The organism is Bacillus sp. JCM 19034, from assembly GCF_001310635.1.
In the GTDB taxonomy this organism is placed as follows: Bacteria; Bacillota; Bacilli; order Bacillales; family Bacillaceae_D; genus Halalkalibacter.
In genome coordinates, this window is record NZ_BAXR01000016.1 from 1 (window position 1) to 17,141 (window position 17,141).

15 protein-coding genes and 1 pseudogene are annotated in these 17,141 nt (G+C 38.0%); 14 read left to right on the plus strand and 2 right to left on the minus strand.

Annotated features, from left to right (window positions below):
* The 5 genes from JCM19034_RS16240 to rlmN all read left to right on the plus strand — a co-directional run.
* Positions 1-405: LPXTG cell wall anchor domain-containing protein (locus JCM19034_RS16240; protein ID WP_156324021.1), on the plus strand; the 405-nt coding region annotated here is incomplete at its 5' end.
* Between the two features lie 200 nt (positions 406-605).
* Positions 606-1,088 carry a MarR family winged helix-turn-helix transcriptional regulator gene (locus JCM19034_RS16245; RefSeq protein WP_062051373.1) on the plus strand — a complete coding sequence of 161 codons (483 nt, stop codon included), beginning with the start codon at positions 606-608 and terminating at the stop codon, positions 1,086-1,088.
* Positions 1,066-2,472 (plus strand): MATE family efflux transporter, encoded by a 1,407-nt coding sequence (locus JCM19034_RS16250; RefSeq protein ID WP_062051375.1) that lies wholly within the window; start codon positions 1,066-1,068, stop codon positions 2,470-2,472. The genes JCM19034_RS16245 and JCM19034_RS16250 overlap by 23 nt, the downstream gene beginning before the upstream one ends.
* A 128-nt stretch (positions 2,473-2,600) precedes the next feature.
* Entirely contained in the window at positions 2,601-3,374 is a 774-nt protein-coding gene (locus JCM19034_RS16255; protein WP_062051377.1) for an inositol monophosphatase family protein, read from the plus strand.
* Positions 3,375-3,475: 101 nt separating this feature from the next.
* Positions 3,476-4,537, plus strand: a complete 1,062-nt coding sequence (gene rlmN, locus JCM19034_RS16260) for a 23S rRNA (adenine(2503)-C(2))-methyltransferase RlmN (protein ID WP_062051379.1) — start codon at positions 3,476-3,478, stop codon at positions 4,535-4,537.
* Positions 4,538-4,914: 377 nt separating this feature from the next.
* On the opposite strand, the gene JCM19034_RS16265 is transcribed toward rlmN, so the two are convergent.
* Positions 4,915-5,820 (minus strand): PhzF family phenazine biosynthesis protein, encoded by a 906-nt coding sequence (locus JCM19034_RS16265; protein ID WP_062051380.1) that lies wholly within the window; start codon positions 5,818-5,820, stop codon positions 4,915-4,917.
* Between the two features lie 321 nt (positions 5,821-6,141).
* Between JCM19034_RS16265 and JCM19034_RS16270 the strand changes: the two genes are divergently transcribed.
* Genes JCM19034_RS16270 through JCM19034_RS16295 form a run of 6 tightly spaced genes read left to right on the plus strand, consistent with a single transcriptional unit; the run spans position 6,142 to position 11,019 of the window.
* Positions 6,142-7,062 carry a glycerophosphoryl diester phosphodiesterase membrane domain-containing protein gene (locus JCM19034_RS16270; RefSeq protein WP_062051382.1) on the plus strand — a complete coding sequence of 307 codons (921 nt, stop codon included), beginning with the start codon at positions 6,142-6,144 and terminating at the stop codon, positions 7,060-7,062.
* Positions 7,063-7,087: 25 nt separating this feature from the next.
* Positions 7,088-7,726 carry a DUF4129 domain-containing protein gene (locus JCM19034_RS16275; RefSeq protein WP_062051384.1) on the plus strand — a complete coding sequence of 213 codons (639 nt, stop codon included), beginning with the start codon at positions 7,088-7,090 and terminating at the stop codon, positions 7,724-7,726.
* Positions 7,727-7,733: 7 nt separating this feature from the next.
* The gene (locus tag JCM19034_RS16280) at positions 7,734-8,441 is read left to right on the plus strand and encodes a DUF4350 domain-containing protein (protein ID WP_062051386.1); all 708 of its coding nucleotides are present in this window, start codon (positions 7,734-7,736) and stop codon (positions 8,439-8,441) included.
* A gap of 16 nt (positions 8,442-8,457) precedes the next feature.
* Positions 8,458-8,862 carry a hypothetical protein gene (locus tag JCM19034_RS16285; protein ID WP_156324022.1) on the plus strand — a complete coding sequence of 135 codons (405 nt, stop codon included), beginning with the start codon at positions 8,458-8,460 and terminating at the stop codon, positions 8,860-8,862.
* Positions 8,859-9,788, plus strand: coding sequence for a MoxR family ATPase (locus tag JCM19034_RS16290; RefSeq protein WP_062051390.1), 930 nt, complete (start codon positions 8,859-8,861; stop codon positions 9,786-9,788). Before JCM19034_RS16285 ends, JCM19034_RS16290 begins: the two co-directional genes overlap by 4 nt.
* On the plus strand, positions 9,739-11,019 hold the full coding sequence (locus JCM19034_RS16295) for a DUF58 domain-containing protein (protein ID WP_370622126.1): 1,281 nt from the start codon (positions 9,739-9,741) through the stop codon (positions 11,017-11,019). The genes JCM19034_RS16290 and JCM19034_RS16295 overlap by 50 nt, the downstream gene beginning before the upstream one ends.
* Before the next feature lie 151 nt (positions 11,020-11,170).
* Here JCM19034_RS16295 and JCM19034_RS16300 read toward each other — a convergent pair.
* Positions 11,171-12,141: pseudogene (locus JCM19034_RS16300) on the minus strand (stage II sporulation protein M).
* Between the two features lie 122 nt (positions 12,142-12,263).
* Between JCM19034_RS16300 and JCM19034_RS25260 the strand changes: the two are divergent.
* The 3 genes from JCM19034_RS25260 to JCM19034_RS16315 all read left to right on the plus strand — a co-directional run bounded on the left by JCM19034_RS25260 (position 12,264) and on the right by JCM19034_RS16315 (position 17,128).
* Complete coding sequence (locus JCM19034_RS25260) at positions 12,264-12,707, plus strand: RDD family protein (protein ID WP_370622127.1); 444 nt, start codon at positions 12,264-12,266, stop codon at positions 12,705-12,707.
* Between the two features lie 639 nt (positions 12,708-13,346).
* Positions 13,347-15,095, plus strand: a complete 1,749-nt coding sequence (locus JCM19034_RS16310; RefSeq protein ID WP_062051392.1) for an ABC transporter ATP-binding protein — start codon at positions 13,347-13,349, stop codon at positions 15,093-15,095.
* Positions 15,095-17,128, plus strand: coding sequence for an ABC transporter ATP-binding protein (locus tag JCM19034_RS16315; RefSeq protein WP_062051394.1), 2,034 nt, complete (start codon positions 15,095-15,097; stop codon positions 17,126-17,128). The genes JCM19034_RS16310 and JCM19034_RS16315 overlap by 1 nt, the downstream gene beginning before the upstream one ends.
* The last annotated feature ends 13 nt before the right edge of the window (positions 17,129-17,141 follow it).

Sequence of the window (17,141 nt, forward strand, 5' to 3'; positions counted from 1 at the left end):
CGTACGGTGACGTTCCAAGCAACGATTGAAATGAATCAATCAGGAAACACGATTGAAAACGTAGCAACAGTTGAGGCTGGTAATGTGGAGACACCAGGAACTCCAACTGAGTCGATCACGGTGGAAAAAGAACAAACACCTCCACCAAAGGAACCAGAGGATAAGCAACCAGAACCAAAGCCAGAACCAAAACCAGAGCAACAACCCGAACCTGAACCAGAACAAAATCCAGAAGAAAAACCACAAACTGAAAATACAGAAGTAACAGATGAATCAATACGAACTGAAGAGACATTACCAAGTACAGCAACGAACAACTTTAATCTCTTCTTATTAGGATTTGTATTGTTGATAGCTGGTGCTGGTATATGGTTTTGGAGAAGGAAAACGGTAAGAATAGAATAAAACAAAGGTGGCTTTTCCCTAACATGTAGGGGAAAGCCACTTGTTTTTTCTTGTATCAATTTAATATGTTTGATGAGTTTCATGTAAACGATTTTATTTAGTGGACTAATGAAATATAAAATTTACAATAATTAATAATTGCATAAAGGTATAGTTACTGTTACGATAAGGAAGCGAGATTTTAGTTAGGGAGGTAACTAATGAAAAAACGTGATATCAATAACAGTGTTGGTTACCATATTGGCATTGCAGCTCATCTAATTCAAAATCGTTATAATGAAAAATTAGCAAAAGTTGATTTAACGGTGGCTCAATCTAAAGTTTTATTTTTACTAGTAGAGCATGGTCCACAAATACAAGTAGAATTGCAAAACCGACTATATATTAAAGGATCAACAATGAACGGTTTAGTGGAAACGATGGAGAAAAAGGGATTTATAGAAAGACGTGCAAGCACAAGTGATAAGCGATCCAAAGTGATTCATTTAACAGATAAGGGGCGTAAGGCTGATCAAGTTTTTTGGGAGGAGCTAACGTCTCTCGAAAAAGAGTTCTTAGATGGTTTTGTTGAAGAAGAAAAAGCACTCCTTACAGTCTGGTTAAAACGTATAAAAGATAATTTAACAATAGAAGACAAAGTGGAAAGAGAGGATGAGAAGTATGGATCAGAAGATGCAAAGTGAACGACTTGGAACGGAGAGCATACCAACGTTGCTGCGGAATTTATCGATTCCAGCAATGATTGGGATGTTTGTTATGGCCTTTTACAATGTCGTTGATACGATATTTATTTCGTACGGTGTCGGAATTGACGCTGTCGCAGGGGTAACAATTGCTTTTCCGCTTATGATGATTATCATGGCAGTTGCTGGTGCTCTTGGGATTGGTGGAGCATCTGTCATTTCACGGAGATTGGGAGAGAGACGTGAAGGGGAAGCTAATCAAGTATTTGGAACAGTGATTAGTGTTGTATTAATTGTGAGTGTAATCGGAACAGTCGGTGCCTTTACCTTTCTAGAGCCACTTCTTTTATTATTTGGGGCAACACCCGATATTTTACCTTATGCTATGGACTATATGTTCCCGATATTATTAGGTACAATCTTTTTCTCATTCTCTTTTGCGACAAATAATATCGTTCGTTCTGAAGGAAATGCTCATTTTGCGATGATGACAATGATTATTCCAGCGGTATTAAATATTGTTTTAGACCCAATCTTCATTTTTGGATTAAACATGGGAGTAGCGGGTGCGGCGTGGGCAACAGTTATTTCACAAGCGGCTGTGTCATTCGTCTTGTTGCATTATTATTTAACAGGAAAAAGCTCGCTATCATTAACTTTGAATGATTTAATTGTACGTTGGAATATCCTAAAGGAAGTAACGGCTGTTGGAATGCCAGCATTTGTTCAGCAAGCGTCAGGTAGTATTATGATGATCGCGATTAATACGATGCTTATCCAGCACGGGGGAGACCTTTATCTAGGTATTTTTGGATTGGTTCAACGAATCATTATGTTTGCCGCAATGCCGTTAATAGGCGTTATGCAAGGAATGATGCCGATTGTTGGATATAATTATGGTGCTCGTAAGTTTGAGCGTATGCGTGAAACAATTTGGCTTACTTTAAAAGTCGTAACGATTGCTGCATTAGTTATTAGTGCTTTGCTTCTAATTATGCCAGCATTATTTTTGCGAATCTTTTCCAATGATCCAGTTGTTCTTGAAGAAGGTGCTTATGCGATGCGTATTATGTTTATCTTGTTCGCGATTGTTGGGGTTCAAATTGTTAGTGGTGGATTGTATCAAGCACTCGGTAAAGCAAGGCCAGCAATGGTGTTGTCATTATCACGGCAAATTATTTTTCTTATCCCACTCGTTCTCATTTTACCGCAATTCTTCGGTTTAACAGGCGTATGGATCGCCTTCCCTGTTTCTGATTTGTTATCAACGATTTTAGCAGTATATCTGCTGTATCGTGATCGAGATACGATTTTAGTAAAAGGGAAAAATGAGGATTCTGATCAAGGTGGGGAGCCAGACGTAGCTGTTTCCTCTAGTGTTTAATAAGAAATGATCTCTTACATGAGGTGTGTGAAAGGATTATCTCCCTTTTCACACCTTTTTTGATTGATCGAATAGTCTTAAATGATTTAGTATAATAGAAGCAAGATAGAACAGGCGGGGGGAACTAGATGAAACAACAATGGCTAGAAAGATATGAGCGGATTCTTGAATGGGTGAAAAAAGCGGGTGACGAGCAAGTAAAAAGAATGGATCAGCCATTAAAAATTGAGCAAAAATCAGCCAATATTGATTTAGTGACTGAAATGGACGTATGGACGGATGAGTTTTTTCAGGAGAACATTCAACAGCATTTTCCTGATGATGCTATTTTATCTGAGGAAACAGGAGTTTCCAAAGGGAATTCAGGATTTGAATGGGTTGTAGATCCAATTGATGGAACGACAAATTATGCTCATCGGTTTCCACTATTCTCAATTTCGGTTGCTGTGAAATACAAAGGGGAAACGGTAATTGGTGTTGTATATGCTCCAAAGCTAGGTGAATGCTATACGGCGATTAAAGGAGAAGGAGCTTATCTCAATCAAGAAAAAATCGTTGTTTCAAAGCGAACAGAGTTAACGGAATCGGTTATTGCAACAGGCTTTCCGTATGATCGAGCGACAGATTCACTTAATAATGTAGAGCAGTTTAATTCGGTCATCTTACATGTTGGCGGAATCCGGAGAACGGGCAGTGCGGCTTTGGATCTGTGCCAAGTTGCGGCAGGGCGCTTTGAAGGCTACTGGGAGTATAAAATTAATCCGTGGGACTTTGAAGCAGGAGTGCTTATTGTGGAAGAAGCGGGTGGAGCCATTTTGAAAAAACAACTAGAAAAAGGCTTCTTTGTTCTAGCAGGTAATGAAGAGGTACTCAATCAAATTAGAATGTTAATTAAGGAATAGGTTTGTTCCTTAAGTTGGAAGGTAGCAGTCCTTGCTACTTTGTCTAAGTTTGAAGTAAAATGGGAAATATATTCTTAACGAAGTGAAAAGAGGGTTTTAAAATGAGTAAACCGTCAATATATGGGTTAACAATTGAGCAATTAACTGATTGGTTAATTGAGCACGGGCATAAAAAATTCCGTGCACAGCAAGTGTGGGATTGGCTCTATCGAAAGCGAGTCAAGGACTTTTCAGAAATGACTAATGTCAATAACGACTGTTTACAGGTGCTAGAAGAGCACTTTCATATACAAACACTAGAGGAACATGTGAAGCAAGAGTCAAAAGATGGCACGGTTAAATTCCTTTTTCGTCTGCAGGACGGTAATTTAATTGAAACGGTCTTAATGACACATAAATATGGGTATTCCGTTTGTGTCACAACACAAGTTGGCTGTAATATCGGCTGTAGCTTTTGTGCGAGTGGATTGTTAAAGAAGAGCCGTGATTTATCGAGCGGCGAAATTGTTGAGCAGATTATGAATGTTCAGCATCATCTCGATGCAGTTGGTAAGGAAGAACGTGTTAGTCATATCGTTGTAATGGGGATTGGTGAGCCATTTGATAACTTTGACAACTTAATTGATTTCTTAGATGTCGTTAAGGATCATAAAGGTTTAGCCATTGGTGCTAGACATATTACGGTGTCAACGAGTGGGCTTGCTGATAAAATCAAGAAGTTTGCTGATGTCCATTCACAAGTTAATTTGGCAATCTCTTTGCATGCACCGAATAATGAGCTTCGTTCGCAAATCATGAAGCTTAATAAGGCAATCCCAATAGAGAAGCTAATGGATGCAATTGATTATTATTTAGAGAAGACGAATCGTCGTATTACGTTTGAGTACATTTTACTAAAGGATGTTAACGATAAGAAGGAGCATGCACTTGAGTTGGCTGAATTAATCGCTGATAAACGTAAGCTCTCTTATGTGAATTTGATTCCTTATAACCCAGTTGATGAGCATGGGCAGTATCAGCGTAGTACAAATGAAGCGATACGTACCTTCTTTGACACGTTAAAGAAAAAAGGGATTAACTGTGGTGTTCGGCTTGAGCACGGAACAGATATTGATGCAGCTTGTGGACAGCTTAGAAGTAAGCAAATAAAAAAAGCACAGTAAAATGATAGGCAGTGTATTAAAGGATATGCTTATCAAGACCTAAAATAAATGAAAGGACATAACATTATAGACTAATATGTTATGTCCTTTCTAATTCAGCTAACACTACCTTTACCTTAATAAGAAACGTTCCCCATTAAAGTATTTAATACAAGTTAGATACGTAAATTCCTTCTTGTTCATAGATAGAAAAGGGGAATAATTCTAATATTTCAGGATAATTATCTAGTAGTTTATGCTTGTTTGTATAAAAATGTATAAAATTCTTTTGATTTATAATATATACTTCATCTCTATCTGTTCATTTAACATCAATTTTCATCGGCCTCTCCTATAATAAACTAGTTTACAGTTTCCTCAATGGACGAGTAATTCCTTTAATACGCCCTGTCTAATAATACTTTAATCTCTTTAACATAAACTGCAACCCCAGTAATTTGAACATCAAATGATTCACTTTTTTTTGAAATCTGTACTACAACCCGACCGTCTTTTTCAATTTCTTGACCTTGCTCAACTATAAAGTTCAAAGGATCTTTAAAATTGTTATGTATATATTTTGCATAATAAGCACCCATGACCCCTGAAGCAGTACCAGTTACAGCATCTTCAATTGTTCCTGAATAGGGTGAAGAGAAGTGTCGAGCGTGCATATCAGCATTAGAATCATACGTTTCCAGGCAAAAAGGATGAACAGATGATTTTGGCATATCCTTAAAAATATCGGGAAACTGCTTATTATTCGGTACCATACTTTGAAAAGCAGCAAGTTGTTTTATCGGTATTAGCAGTGTCCAAGTGCCCGTACTTCCATAAAGTATCGGTAAATCTGCATGAAGGTCTGATTCTTTTAACCCTATGGAGTTTGCTAAAGCTTCTTTTGAACCAGCAAATTCTTTAAAATGGGGAGAAGCCTGTTTCATTGTTATATATATTTCACTATCTACAGATTCGTTAATTTTAATCGGTAGAATTCCAGCGTTTGTTTCAATTGTTAACTCTTTTTTATCTCCTAGAAGCCCTTTACTTTTTAAAGCATAAACAGTTGCCATTGTTGCATGACCGCATAAATCCATTTCATGACCAGGTGTAAAAAATCGTATTCTGAGGTCTGCTACATCGGATTTAATAGGAAAAGCAGTTTCATTAAAGCCAACTTCAAAAGCAATTTCTTGCATTTCTTCATCAGTTAATTCATCATCATTTAACACTACCCCCGCAGGATTTCCCTTATCAGGTTCTTTACTAAATGCATCATAATGATAAACTGTTATCGATTTCATATCCCATTCCCCCCCTAAGTCCAAATCTGGATTTTAAATTTACCATAAGGATAAATATTCCTATATTTTTATTATGAACAAAGTATACTTTTACAACAACATTGTTTTAATGTTTTTATTTGTAATAAAAAAAGGGATAAACAGTATTACAGTACACTATCATGAGAGTGAATGTTTTGACATTTTCTCATAGAATCACGCGACTTTAGTCGTGTAAAGAAGGGAAATTCGCGTTTTCTGCACAAAAGCTTTTGAATAGATGGTAAAATAGGTTTTATGTGGGTTTTGGTAATTATTTTTATTTTTGGAGGTTGATTCTTAATGAAAGCTGCTTTTTCGAAGCCTAAAAGATTTGGTGAAATATTGGATCTAATATTTACGATAACGAAAACAAAATTTAAAGATCTATTTATGATAATGCTAGTTTTACTAGGTCCATTATTTGCATTCCAAGCGGTGATTCAACTTATTTTCGGAGTAAACTTCTTCCGTGAAATTGAAACTCAAGGTTCGTGGTTAGATCAATTTATAGAAAGTATTGAAGCGGGAGTAGTGTACGATCCAACAGCTAACTACACCATGCTTAATGCTTGGTTAGTACTTATTAGCTTTGTAAGTTTAATTTTCTATGTTGTTGCACAAACAGCTGTCGTTATTCTCATTAAACGAATTCGTGAGCAAAAGGATTATACAGTTGGGGAAGTTATAAAAGAAGCATTTCGAAGATTTTGGCCAGTAGTAGGGGGAACAATTCTCTTTTTCCTTATTGTATTTGGTTTAATAATTGTACCTACTTTTGTTCTATCTATGATCTCTGCGTTTTTAATACTTGCTAACGAAACCATTGGACCTTTTATTGCTTTTATCGTTGTAATGGGGTATATCGTATTTGCTATCTATTTAATCATTCGCTGGAGTTTCTACTTTAGTGCAATTGTAATCGATAAAGAAACACCTGGTTTGACACGCAGTTGGCGATTAACGAAAAAAAGGGTTTGGTCATTATTTGGTTTATATATTGTTCTTTCTCTCATTATCGGAATTCTATCTACGTCAGTTGAATTAGGTGCTGTGTTGCTGTTAGGGAATAGTGTCCTACATTCCATGATTGTCAATTTGTCACTTTTAATATCGACTTTAATCTTTTCAGTAAGCTATGCAGTTATTTATTATGATCTAAAAATTCGAAATGATGCTGACGATTTGAAGGAATTACTTGATGACTATGTAACGAAGGACTAGTATGTATGGAAAGTGAGGTGAGGGTATGGCGCAAGCTAGAGAGCGTCTTGCTGAAATATTAGAGGGCCAAGAGTATACGGTCTATTATGAAGACAATCGCGGGTTTTTGGAGCGAACCATTGAACGTATTTGGATTGAATTTATTAATTTTATTGCAGATATGTTACCTAATCTTTCACCATCAAGTCAGTCAGCTAACTACGTCGTTATCGTGCTCGTCTTACTTGGTGCAGCGGCACTCATTGTAATATTCCTTCTATTGGTACGTTACTATAGTCAAAAGCGCCGTTATCGCAATTTATCACCATTTCAAACTGAAGATGCAATGAAATGGTCGTCAAATATGCACTTTGAGGAGATGAAGGTTCAAGAGAGAAAAGGTGACTACACTAGTGCATTACGTCATTTGTTTTTAGGGCTTCTGCTTTATTTCCATGATATTTCATGGCTTGAGGCGAGGATTTGGAAGACGAATTGGGAATATGTCGAAGAGTTAAAAAAAGTGAATCGAGAAACCGCGGCACTTTTCCATGATGTTGCTCTAATATTTGACCGTGTCACCTACGGAAAGTTGACCGTTGAACAGGAACAATTTGAGAAATATAAAGAAATGGTCATGTCGTGGTTACATTCGTATAACGAAAAACAGAGAGAGGAGGAATGAGGTAGCTTTGGATAAGCAGAAAACGAGTAAAAAAGCATGGGTTTGGCTCCCAATATTACTAATAATCTTTTTTGTGAGTAGTTTCATTGCGATTGGTCAGCCACCTCGTGAATATCCAGCTTTTCTTTCCCATTCTCCCTCTCCGACTGGAGTTAAGGCACTATATACATATTTAGATGAAGAACTTGAGGCAGTAAAACGGTGGACGCATTCTCCAGATATGCTGACAACGGTTGGAGGGGATCAGGTTCTAGTAATGATTGAACCATCCTTTATCCCATCGTCTGCTGAAATGAATGAGTATGAGGAGTTTATGGCAGCTGGTAATACGATTATGCTTTTTAGTGAAAACCCAGCAGGGATGTTCGGATTAAGATATGACCCACTCACGTATCTTCCTGAAGATGAGCCGATTCATAGCAAGAATGAGGAGTTTTATGCTGACTTTAGATCTCCAATCAGATTAGTGGCTTCAGAGGAAGATGAGATTTTACTTGAGGATGATCAAGGCGTGATTGCTTTTAAACGTCAAGTGGGTGATGGCTACTTAATGGTCATTAACGAAGCAGGTTGGCTAGTTAATCAATATATTTTAGATGAAGATCATATTCCTCTTATTTTATTTTTGCTAGATGAGGCAGAGTCTGCCTCAGTATTGTTTGATGATTATGTCCATGGTGCAGAAAATGCAACGAGTATGCTATCTACCTACTGAGTGGTTCCGGATATTGATGTTACAGTTATTGTTATTTACTTTATTGTGGCTCCTCTATAAAGGGAAAAGGTTTGGTCCAGTTCTCGCAGTGAGGGAGGAAACAGTACGCTTTAGTGATGAGGCTCTGTACTCATTAGCAGCTTGGTTTATGCGAACGAAGAGTTATCATCAGGCGTTACGGACACAGGCAGAGTATCTGCGTGTACGCTTGCAGGAAAAGTGGGCAATTTCTTTGTCCAAGGAATGGATTGATATTAAGGATGAGCTGGCTCATAAATTAAAGGGGTTCAGTGATGATGAAGTGCGTAAGTCTATAGATCAATTACACGCCGTATTAAAAAAGGAAAAAATAAGTCAGCAAGAATATTTATATTGGTCGAAAAAACTTAATCAAATTCAGGAAGGTGTGGAGAAACGGTGAGAGCAGAACTTAAAACGTTGTTAGATTCATATGAGCAAACGATACTTGGTCAAAGTCAAAATATTAAGCTATTACTTGCCTCTGTATTAACAGGTGGGCATGTGCTTTTAGAAGGTGTACCGGGAACGGGGAAAACGCAAATGGTTCGTACACTTGCAAAGTTAATCGGTGGTGATTTTCACCGAATTCAATTTACGCCTGACTTACTTCCAAGTGATATTACCGGCAGTACGATATACAATATGAAGGACGGTCAATTTCAAACGTTAAAGGGGCCGATCTTCACGAATATTTTGTTGGCTGATGAAATAAATCGTACACCAGCAAAAACGCAGGCAGCTTTACTAGAAGCGATGGAAGAGAAGCAAGTTACGATTCAAGGTGAAACATACAAATTATCAGACGTTTTCTTCGTTGTTGCCACGCAGAACCCTGTTGAATACGAAGGAACGTATCCATTACCTGAAGCACAGCAGGATCGTTTTCTGTTTAAACTATTAATAGATTTTCCTACAGCTGAAGAAGAAAAACGTGTGTTAAAGCAAGTAATTGAGAAAAAGATGAATGCCTCTGACGTTGATCAAGTATTGTCAATCGAAACCTTTCTAGCAATTCGCCAAGAGATTGAACAAGTCACAATAAGCGATGAGGTGTACGCTTATATGGTGGAGCTTGTTCGTAAAACACGTGAATCCGATGCGTTACGCTTTGGTGCAAGTACTCGTGCCGCTATTTCAATCGGAAAAGCCTCACAAGCTTGGGCATATTTATCTGGTCGCGATTACGTTTCACCAGATGATATTAAAATCGTAGTGAAGCCAGCATTGAGACATCGAATTCAACTATCTCCGCATATAGAATTGGAGGGAGCGACTGTTGATCAAATTATTAACGAGCTTGTTGGGTCGATTCCTGTTCCGCGATAGAGGGATTTTGCCGACAAAACGGCTGCTCTTACTATTTACAGTTATATCAACGGTTCTTTTGATTATGAGTATATTGGGCGTACCGTGGGAATGGTTAATCATTGCAAATGGTTGTCTATTAGGTGCAAGTCTTTTGGACTTATTATACTCACCAAGTCGAAAGGAATTAACGTTTAGTCGTGAGTTACCGAAGGAATTAGAAAGAGGAATTGAATATGAAGGGAAAGTAAAGATAGCCAATCATTCTAGCTATCCAATTTCTCTACAGATTATAGATGATTTACCGCAGTCGTTTGCACGTCCTTTTCCATTGTTCGCAAACGCGAATCCAACTGTAGAAACAACCGTGCATTATCAAACAAAAGCACCTGTTCGCGGTCGATATCATATGAAAAAGCTGTATATTCGCTACCGCAGTCGTCTCGGTTTATGGGATAAACAAACGTCTCAGGATATTGTCGAGGAAGTAAAGGTAATCCCAGATTTAACGGATACGAGACATTATCTTGAAAATGCACAACAGTTTCTCGTACATGAAGGGAAAGACATTCTTAAACGAAAAAGTGATGTCGGTGAGTTTGCACAAATACGTAAATATGTCATCGGTGATGACCCAAGAAAAATCAATTGGCGTCAGACCGCTAAGTTACAAGAATTAATGACAAATGAATTTGAACCTGAGCATGGGAAACATGTTACGATACTAATTGATTGTGGCCGTATGATGGGAGCAGAACTAAAAAAGGGGAACCGTCTGGAACGTTCTCTTGAGTCAGCAATAACGGTGGCAGCTGCTTCTTTGCAAAAAGGTGACCAAGTTTCCGTACTCGTTTTTTCAAATGGCGTAAAAGTATATGTCCCTCCAGCAAAAGGGATGGCACATTTACAAACAATTTTACAGGCAATTTACCATGTGCAGGTTGATCCTGTTGAATCAAATTATGGTGAAGTTTTACGCTATTTAGAAACAGTTCAAAAAAAGCGTAATTTGTTGATGCTATTCAGTGATGTACGGACTTTTCTTCATGAAGAAAGTGCACTTGTCTATTTGAAGCGATTGAGGCAACGGCATTTGTTCTTTATGATCGGTGTAGAAGACGAAACGTTGCAGGCGAGAGTGGCTGATGAGCCAGTGGAATTAAAGACGGCTGTTGTAAAGTCAATGGCAATGCAGCAACTTCTTGTGAAAAGCGTGAAAAAGCGAAGTGGGAAAAGCAGGGCTTACATATGATTGAAGCGAAGGAAGAGCGGTTAGCTGTTGCAGCAGTTTCAACCTACTTTGATGTAATGAATCGAGGTTTGCTATAAATAAGGTTGAAAAAGAAGTAGTCTTTAAACCGCGAAGGTATCGTACTACTTCTTTTCTTTTTAGTTAATGCTAATTAAGAAAGCTTTCGCTCCTTTTTTACTAGTAATGCTTTGCCAATTAAAACGTATAATACTAAGCCAATAACCGTTACAAAGGCAATCGCATATTTTGCTTCAAGTGAAATACTAGATGGCGTTATAAAGCTTCAATAATTCCAGCGATTACAAATAAAGGTATTGTACCTAGTAGAAGTTGAACAGAACGTTTCGCGTTCTCCTTTAACTGATAGCCGCGTGAATAGTCTCCGGGTACAAATAATCTATACCCCATTAAAAGACCAGCACCACCGGCGATAAAGATAGCTGTTAATTCGATCATCCCATGTGGCACGATAAATGCCCAAAATTCGTAGCTGTTGCCATAATGCCAAAAAAGAGCTGCGATTGCACCGATAATAATGCCGTTATAAATTAATATGTAGACCGTCAAAATACCAAATGTGATTCCACCTGCAAAAGCTAAAAAGGCGACTTGGATGTTGTTGACCATAATTTCCGCAGACATGATGGGGGCGTTTACTGCACCTTCTGCAGCCCCAACCTGTGTCGGGTCAAACGCCTTCGCAATTTGGGCAGGCAAAACAGTATATAAGTGAAGTTCATCTTGCAAAACAGCAAAAAAACCACCAATTCCTCCTAATGTAAATAGTATCATTGCAATGATGACACATTTCCATTGATCAAATAGCAATTGCACAAATTTAGTACTGAAAAAGTAGTGTATTTGCTTTAAACTTGAAGTCTGATCACGATATAGTAGGTTATGTGCTTTTGATACAAGTCCATTTAAGTAGGCTGTTACATCTTCATTAGGAAAATACGTTTGGCTATATGAAAGATGCTGAGTCACTTTTTGGTATGTACGATGAAAGTGATGAATCTTATCACCATCTGCTCTATTTTTCTTTCTTTGAATCGTAGAGATAAGCTGCTCCAACTCTTTCCAGTCAGAACGGTGTTGCTTAGCAAATTGTTTTCTATTCATTGGAAACATCACCTTCTTTATTTAAAACTAACATCTACTATATTATAGTAATAATGGTAAAATAGAAACCGCAGAAGCGAAATTTTTTTTAGGATTTATCCCTAAGATGAGGAGGTTATTGTATGAATCAGGAAAATGTCAATGTGAAAACACCTGAATTTGTATCGTTACAATTTCAATCAGCTGGACTTGGTAGTCGAGCTACCGCTTTTATTATTGATCAGATTATCGTAACAATTGTATACATATTATTTTTGGTTGCGACCGTCTTTACAATTGATGCATTTGCCGAAGTATTTGAAGAGGCACCGTGGGTGTTGTTTGCTATATTTATCGTCATGACGCTCGTAATTAATTGGGGCTATTTCTTCTTGTTTGAATACTTTGGAAATGGACGTACGATTGGAAAGAAGATGATTGGGATTCGTGTGATTCAAGAAAATGGCCATAGCATTACGTTGTTATCTAGCTTTATTCGAAATTTATTAAGAATCATCGACCAGCTACCAAGTGCTTATTTGTTAGGATCCTACTTATTTTCTTTCATTCGAAAAATAAACGTTTAGGTGATTTAGCAGCGGGAACCATTGTTGTACATGAACGTCAAGCCCGGAAAAAGAAGAAAAGGGCTGTAGGAATAGAAAGAGAGATTGAAGAAAGAGGGATTACAAAAGATGATTGGAAGTTAGATGAGTGGACGATAAAGAGCTATAGTGAAAAAGATTGGAAGCTCATTAAAGCATATACTGATCGTTATCTACAAATTCCAATACATGAACGTGAACTGTTCACAAGAAAAGTTGCAGGAGTATTAATTGAAAAGACTGGAATACGCGTAGATATAAATAGCTCAACCACCGAGCTTGAGAAAAAACTGTTTGCTCTTTATTTGCATTTAAAAGATGAATGGGAATTTGAGTAAAAAAAGGTTGACATTGATGATTGGATAATACTACAATACAATATACAAATTTTTCAAAGGGAGGGTTACAAAATGAATAACATGTCTCGTCAATACAACGAAAATCGATATCAAAGTAGCCCCCAACCGTTCAAATAAAAGTAATGTATTTAGTTGGTGTGGTTACGTCTATAGCTGCACCCTATCTATATTGTTATAGCTTTTAATAGATACCGTGCATTCGTGTGCGGTATTTTTTGTTTTTTCAATAAACTGACATAAGGAAATGAGGAGGGAAAATCTTATGTTTACGATTTTATATAAACTTGGCTGGTTTTTCAAAAAGTATTGGAAGCGTTATACCGTTGCTATTATGTTATTAATTATCGCTAGTATACTTGATGTTATCCCGCCTAAAATTATTGAATTAGCGATTGATGATATCCAATTTCGCCAGTTAACACCAGAGCGTTTGCGGGAGCTATTATTATTTTATGGTGGCTTGATCATTGCTAGTTATCTCATTACATACGTTTGGATGTATCAGCTATTTGGTGGGGCGTTTGTACTTGAGCGATTGCTGCGATTCCGTTTAATGCGTCATTTTTTAGCAATGACACCTCGTTTTTTTGAAAAAAATCGTACCGGTGATTTAATGGCTCGTGCGACAAATGATTTAAAAGCGGTTTCCGTAACAGCTGGGTTTGGTGTTTTAACCCTTATTGACTCTACTGTATTCATGCTCATTATTATTGGGGTGATGGGTTTTACAATTAGTTGGAAATTAACGCTTGTGGCACTCATTCCTTTACCACTTATGGCATTGGCTATCCGTTACTTTGGGAAAATGATCCATCAACGATTTATGGCTGCCCAAGGGGCTTTTGGAGAATTAAATGATCAAGTATTAGAATCAGTCTCAGGGGTGCGTGTCATTCGGGCTTATGTCCAGGAACGTGCTGATGAAAAGCGATTCCAACAGCAAACTGAAAAGGTGTATTTAAAAAATATCGAGGTTGCTCGTGTTGATTCGCTTTTTGAGCCAACGACGAAAATATTAGTTGGTTTTAGCTACGTTATCGGTATTGGCTATGGAGCATATCTCGTATTTCAGCAAGTCATTACACTTGGACAGCTTGTAAGCTTTAATATTTATTTAGGAATGCTCATCTGGCCGATGTTTGCAATCGGTGAGCTTATTAACATTTTACAGCGTGGAAATGCGTCGTTAGATCGTGTAAATGAAACGCTTAGCTATGAACCAGATGTAAAAGATGGCGAAAATCTTAAAGATGTAAAAGCACCTGATGTTATTCAATTTTCGCATGTTAGCTTTCGTTATCCTTCTGCTAAACGTAACCAATTGAACGATATTACGTTAACGGTTGAAAGAGGTCAGACGATAGGCGTTGTAGGTAAGACAGGGAGCGGGAAATCGACCTTCATTAAACAACTATTGCGTGAATATCCACTTGGTGAAGGGAAAATTGAAGTATCAGGAATTCCGCTCGAGCAGATTCCGTTAGACCGACTTCTTTCGTGGATTAGTTATGTACCACAAGAGCAAATCCTTTTTTCAAGGACGATCCGTGAGAACGTTATGGTTGGAAAAGAGGAAGTAAGTGAGGCAGAAATCAATGAGGCGTTACATTTGGCCGTGTTTGATCAAGTTCATCAGTTGCCAAATGGACTGGAGACGTTAGTAGGTGAAAATGGTGTCTCCCTTTCCGGTGGACAGAAGCAACGCCTGTCGATCGCAAGGGCCCTAATTCAAGATCCTGAAATCCTTCTGCTAGATGATGCGATGTCTGCTGTTGATGGAAAGACAGAAGCAAAAATGATTGAAAATATACGCTCCGTACGGCAGGGCAAGACGACATTTATAACGACGCATCGTTTATCTGCTGTCAGGCATGCTGATTGGATTATCGTTTTAGATGATGGTCAAATTATCGAAGAGGGTACACATGATCAATTATTGGGTCTTAACGGTTGGTATAAAGAGCAATATGATCGTCAACAAACAGATGATTCATATGGGGAGGTAGGATAATGAAGGGACAAAAAGCAGGAAGGCGACTTATCAAGTATGCATTAACCTTTAAAAGGACGATTATGATCGCATTAATCTTGCTAGCTGTAGCTGTAACAGCTGAGCTCATCGGTCCTTTTATTGCAAAAAAGGTCATTGATGATCACATTATGGGAATTGAGGATCAATGGTTTGAAGTGATGGAGGAAACAGGGCAGAGCATTCTCTATGAAGGGAGCTTTTACAAGCGTGGAGCTTATTTAAACAATGAAGACGAGATAGGTGATAATAAACTACAGCTCGTACAAGTGGGACGATCCTTCTATGCTATCAATGATCATCTAGCGTTTGATGGAGAACGAATCGTAGAGGGAAGTCTCGTGACAATACGTAGTGGCGATCAGCAAGTAAGCTACGAAGCAGAGCAGCTTCCTACGTCAACTTTAATTCAATTTTATCAGCCAGAGGTTAGACCAATTGTTGTATTGTTGGGCTTATATGTGGCTTTGCTCATTTTTGCAGCTTTCTTTCAATACGGACAATCACTATTATTGCAAAAGGCAGCAAACCGAATTATCCAAAAAATGCGGACGGATGTATTTGAACATATTGGGCGGTTGCCGATTACGTATTTTGATAATCAGCCTGCAGGTCGTATCGTTTCAAGGGTAACAAACGATACGGAAGCAATCCGTGAGTTATATGTGAAGGTATTAGCTTCATTTTTTACAAGTGGGATTTATATGATCGGAATCTTTATTGCATTGTTTATTTTAGATGTGCATTTAGCTTTAATTACATTAGTGGTTGTACCAATCATAGTGCTATGGGTTATCATCTATCGTCGATTTGCGGCAAAATATAATTATTTAATTCGGACAAAGATTAGTGAAATAAATGGGATGATTAATGAAACAATTCAAGGAATGCCGATTATTCGTGCGTTTCGACGCCAAAAGCAAACGACAGCAGAATTTGAAGAGTTGAACAATGAGCATTTCACATATGAAAAAAAGCTATTAAGCTTAAATTCTCTTACATCACACAACTTAGTGAATGTGCTGCGAAACGGGACGTTAGTTGCACTCATTTGGTATTTTGGCGGGCAGTCGATAACAGCAGAAGGAATCATTTCAATTGGCTTGTTGTATGCTTTTGTTGATTATTTAAATCGATTATTTCAGCCTGTTACCGATATTGTTAATCAGCTTGCCCAGCTTGAGCAAGCCCGTGTTGCATCAACTCGTGTATTTGAGCTATTAGATGAAACAGGAGAATGTGTGTCTGATGTTGAATGTCCTCGTTATCAAGGTCATGTCCGCTTTGAGGATGTTAGCTTTTCGTATGACGGTAAAAAGGATGTTCTAAAAAACATCAGCTTTGAAGCAAAACAGGGTGAAACGGTTGCGTTGGTCGGTCATACAGGCTCGGGGAAAAGCTCAATAATGAATTTACTGTTCCGCTATTATGATATAAAACGTGGGACGATCACAATTGACGGGCGTGATATTCAAACGATGGCGAAGCAGCAGCTACGACAGCATATGGGCATTGTTTTGCAAGATCCCTTTCTATTCTCGGGAACAATCGCATCCAATGTTAGTTTGGATAACCCTGCGATTTCTAGAGAAAGAGTTATACAGGCTTTAAAGGAAGTTGGTGCTGATCGATTTATAGAACAATTACCGGACGGCTATAATGAGCCAGTTTTAGAAAAGGGTAGTACGTTATCAGCTGGACAAAGGCAGCTTATTTCTTTTGCTCGTGCCCTTGCCTATGATCCTGCTATTCTCATTTTAGATGAAGCTACGGCAAATATTGATACAGAAACCGAGGCCCTTATTCAACAAGCATTACAGGTCGTCAAAGAAGGACGAACGACGTTTATAATCGCTCATCGTCTTTCAACGATTCGCCAAGCTGATCAAATCCTTGTTCTCGATCAAGGGGAAATTGTGGAACGAGGGCGTCATGATGAGTTGTTAGAGTTGAAGGGGAAATACTACCAAATGTATCAAATGCAGCATAATACGGAACAAAAGGTTGTTTTATAGTGAGGAGGAAAGA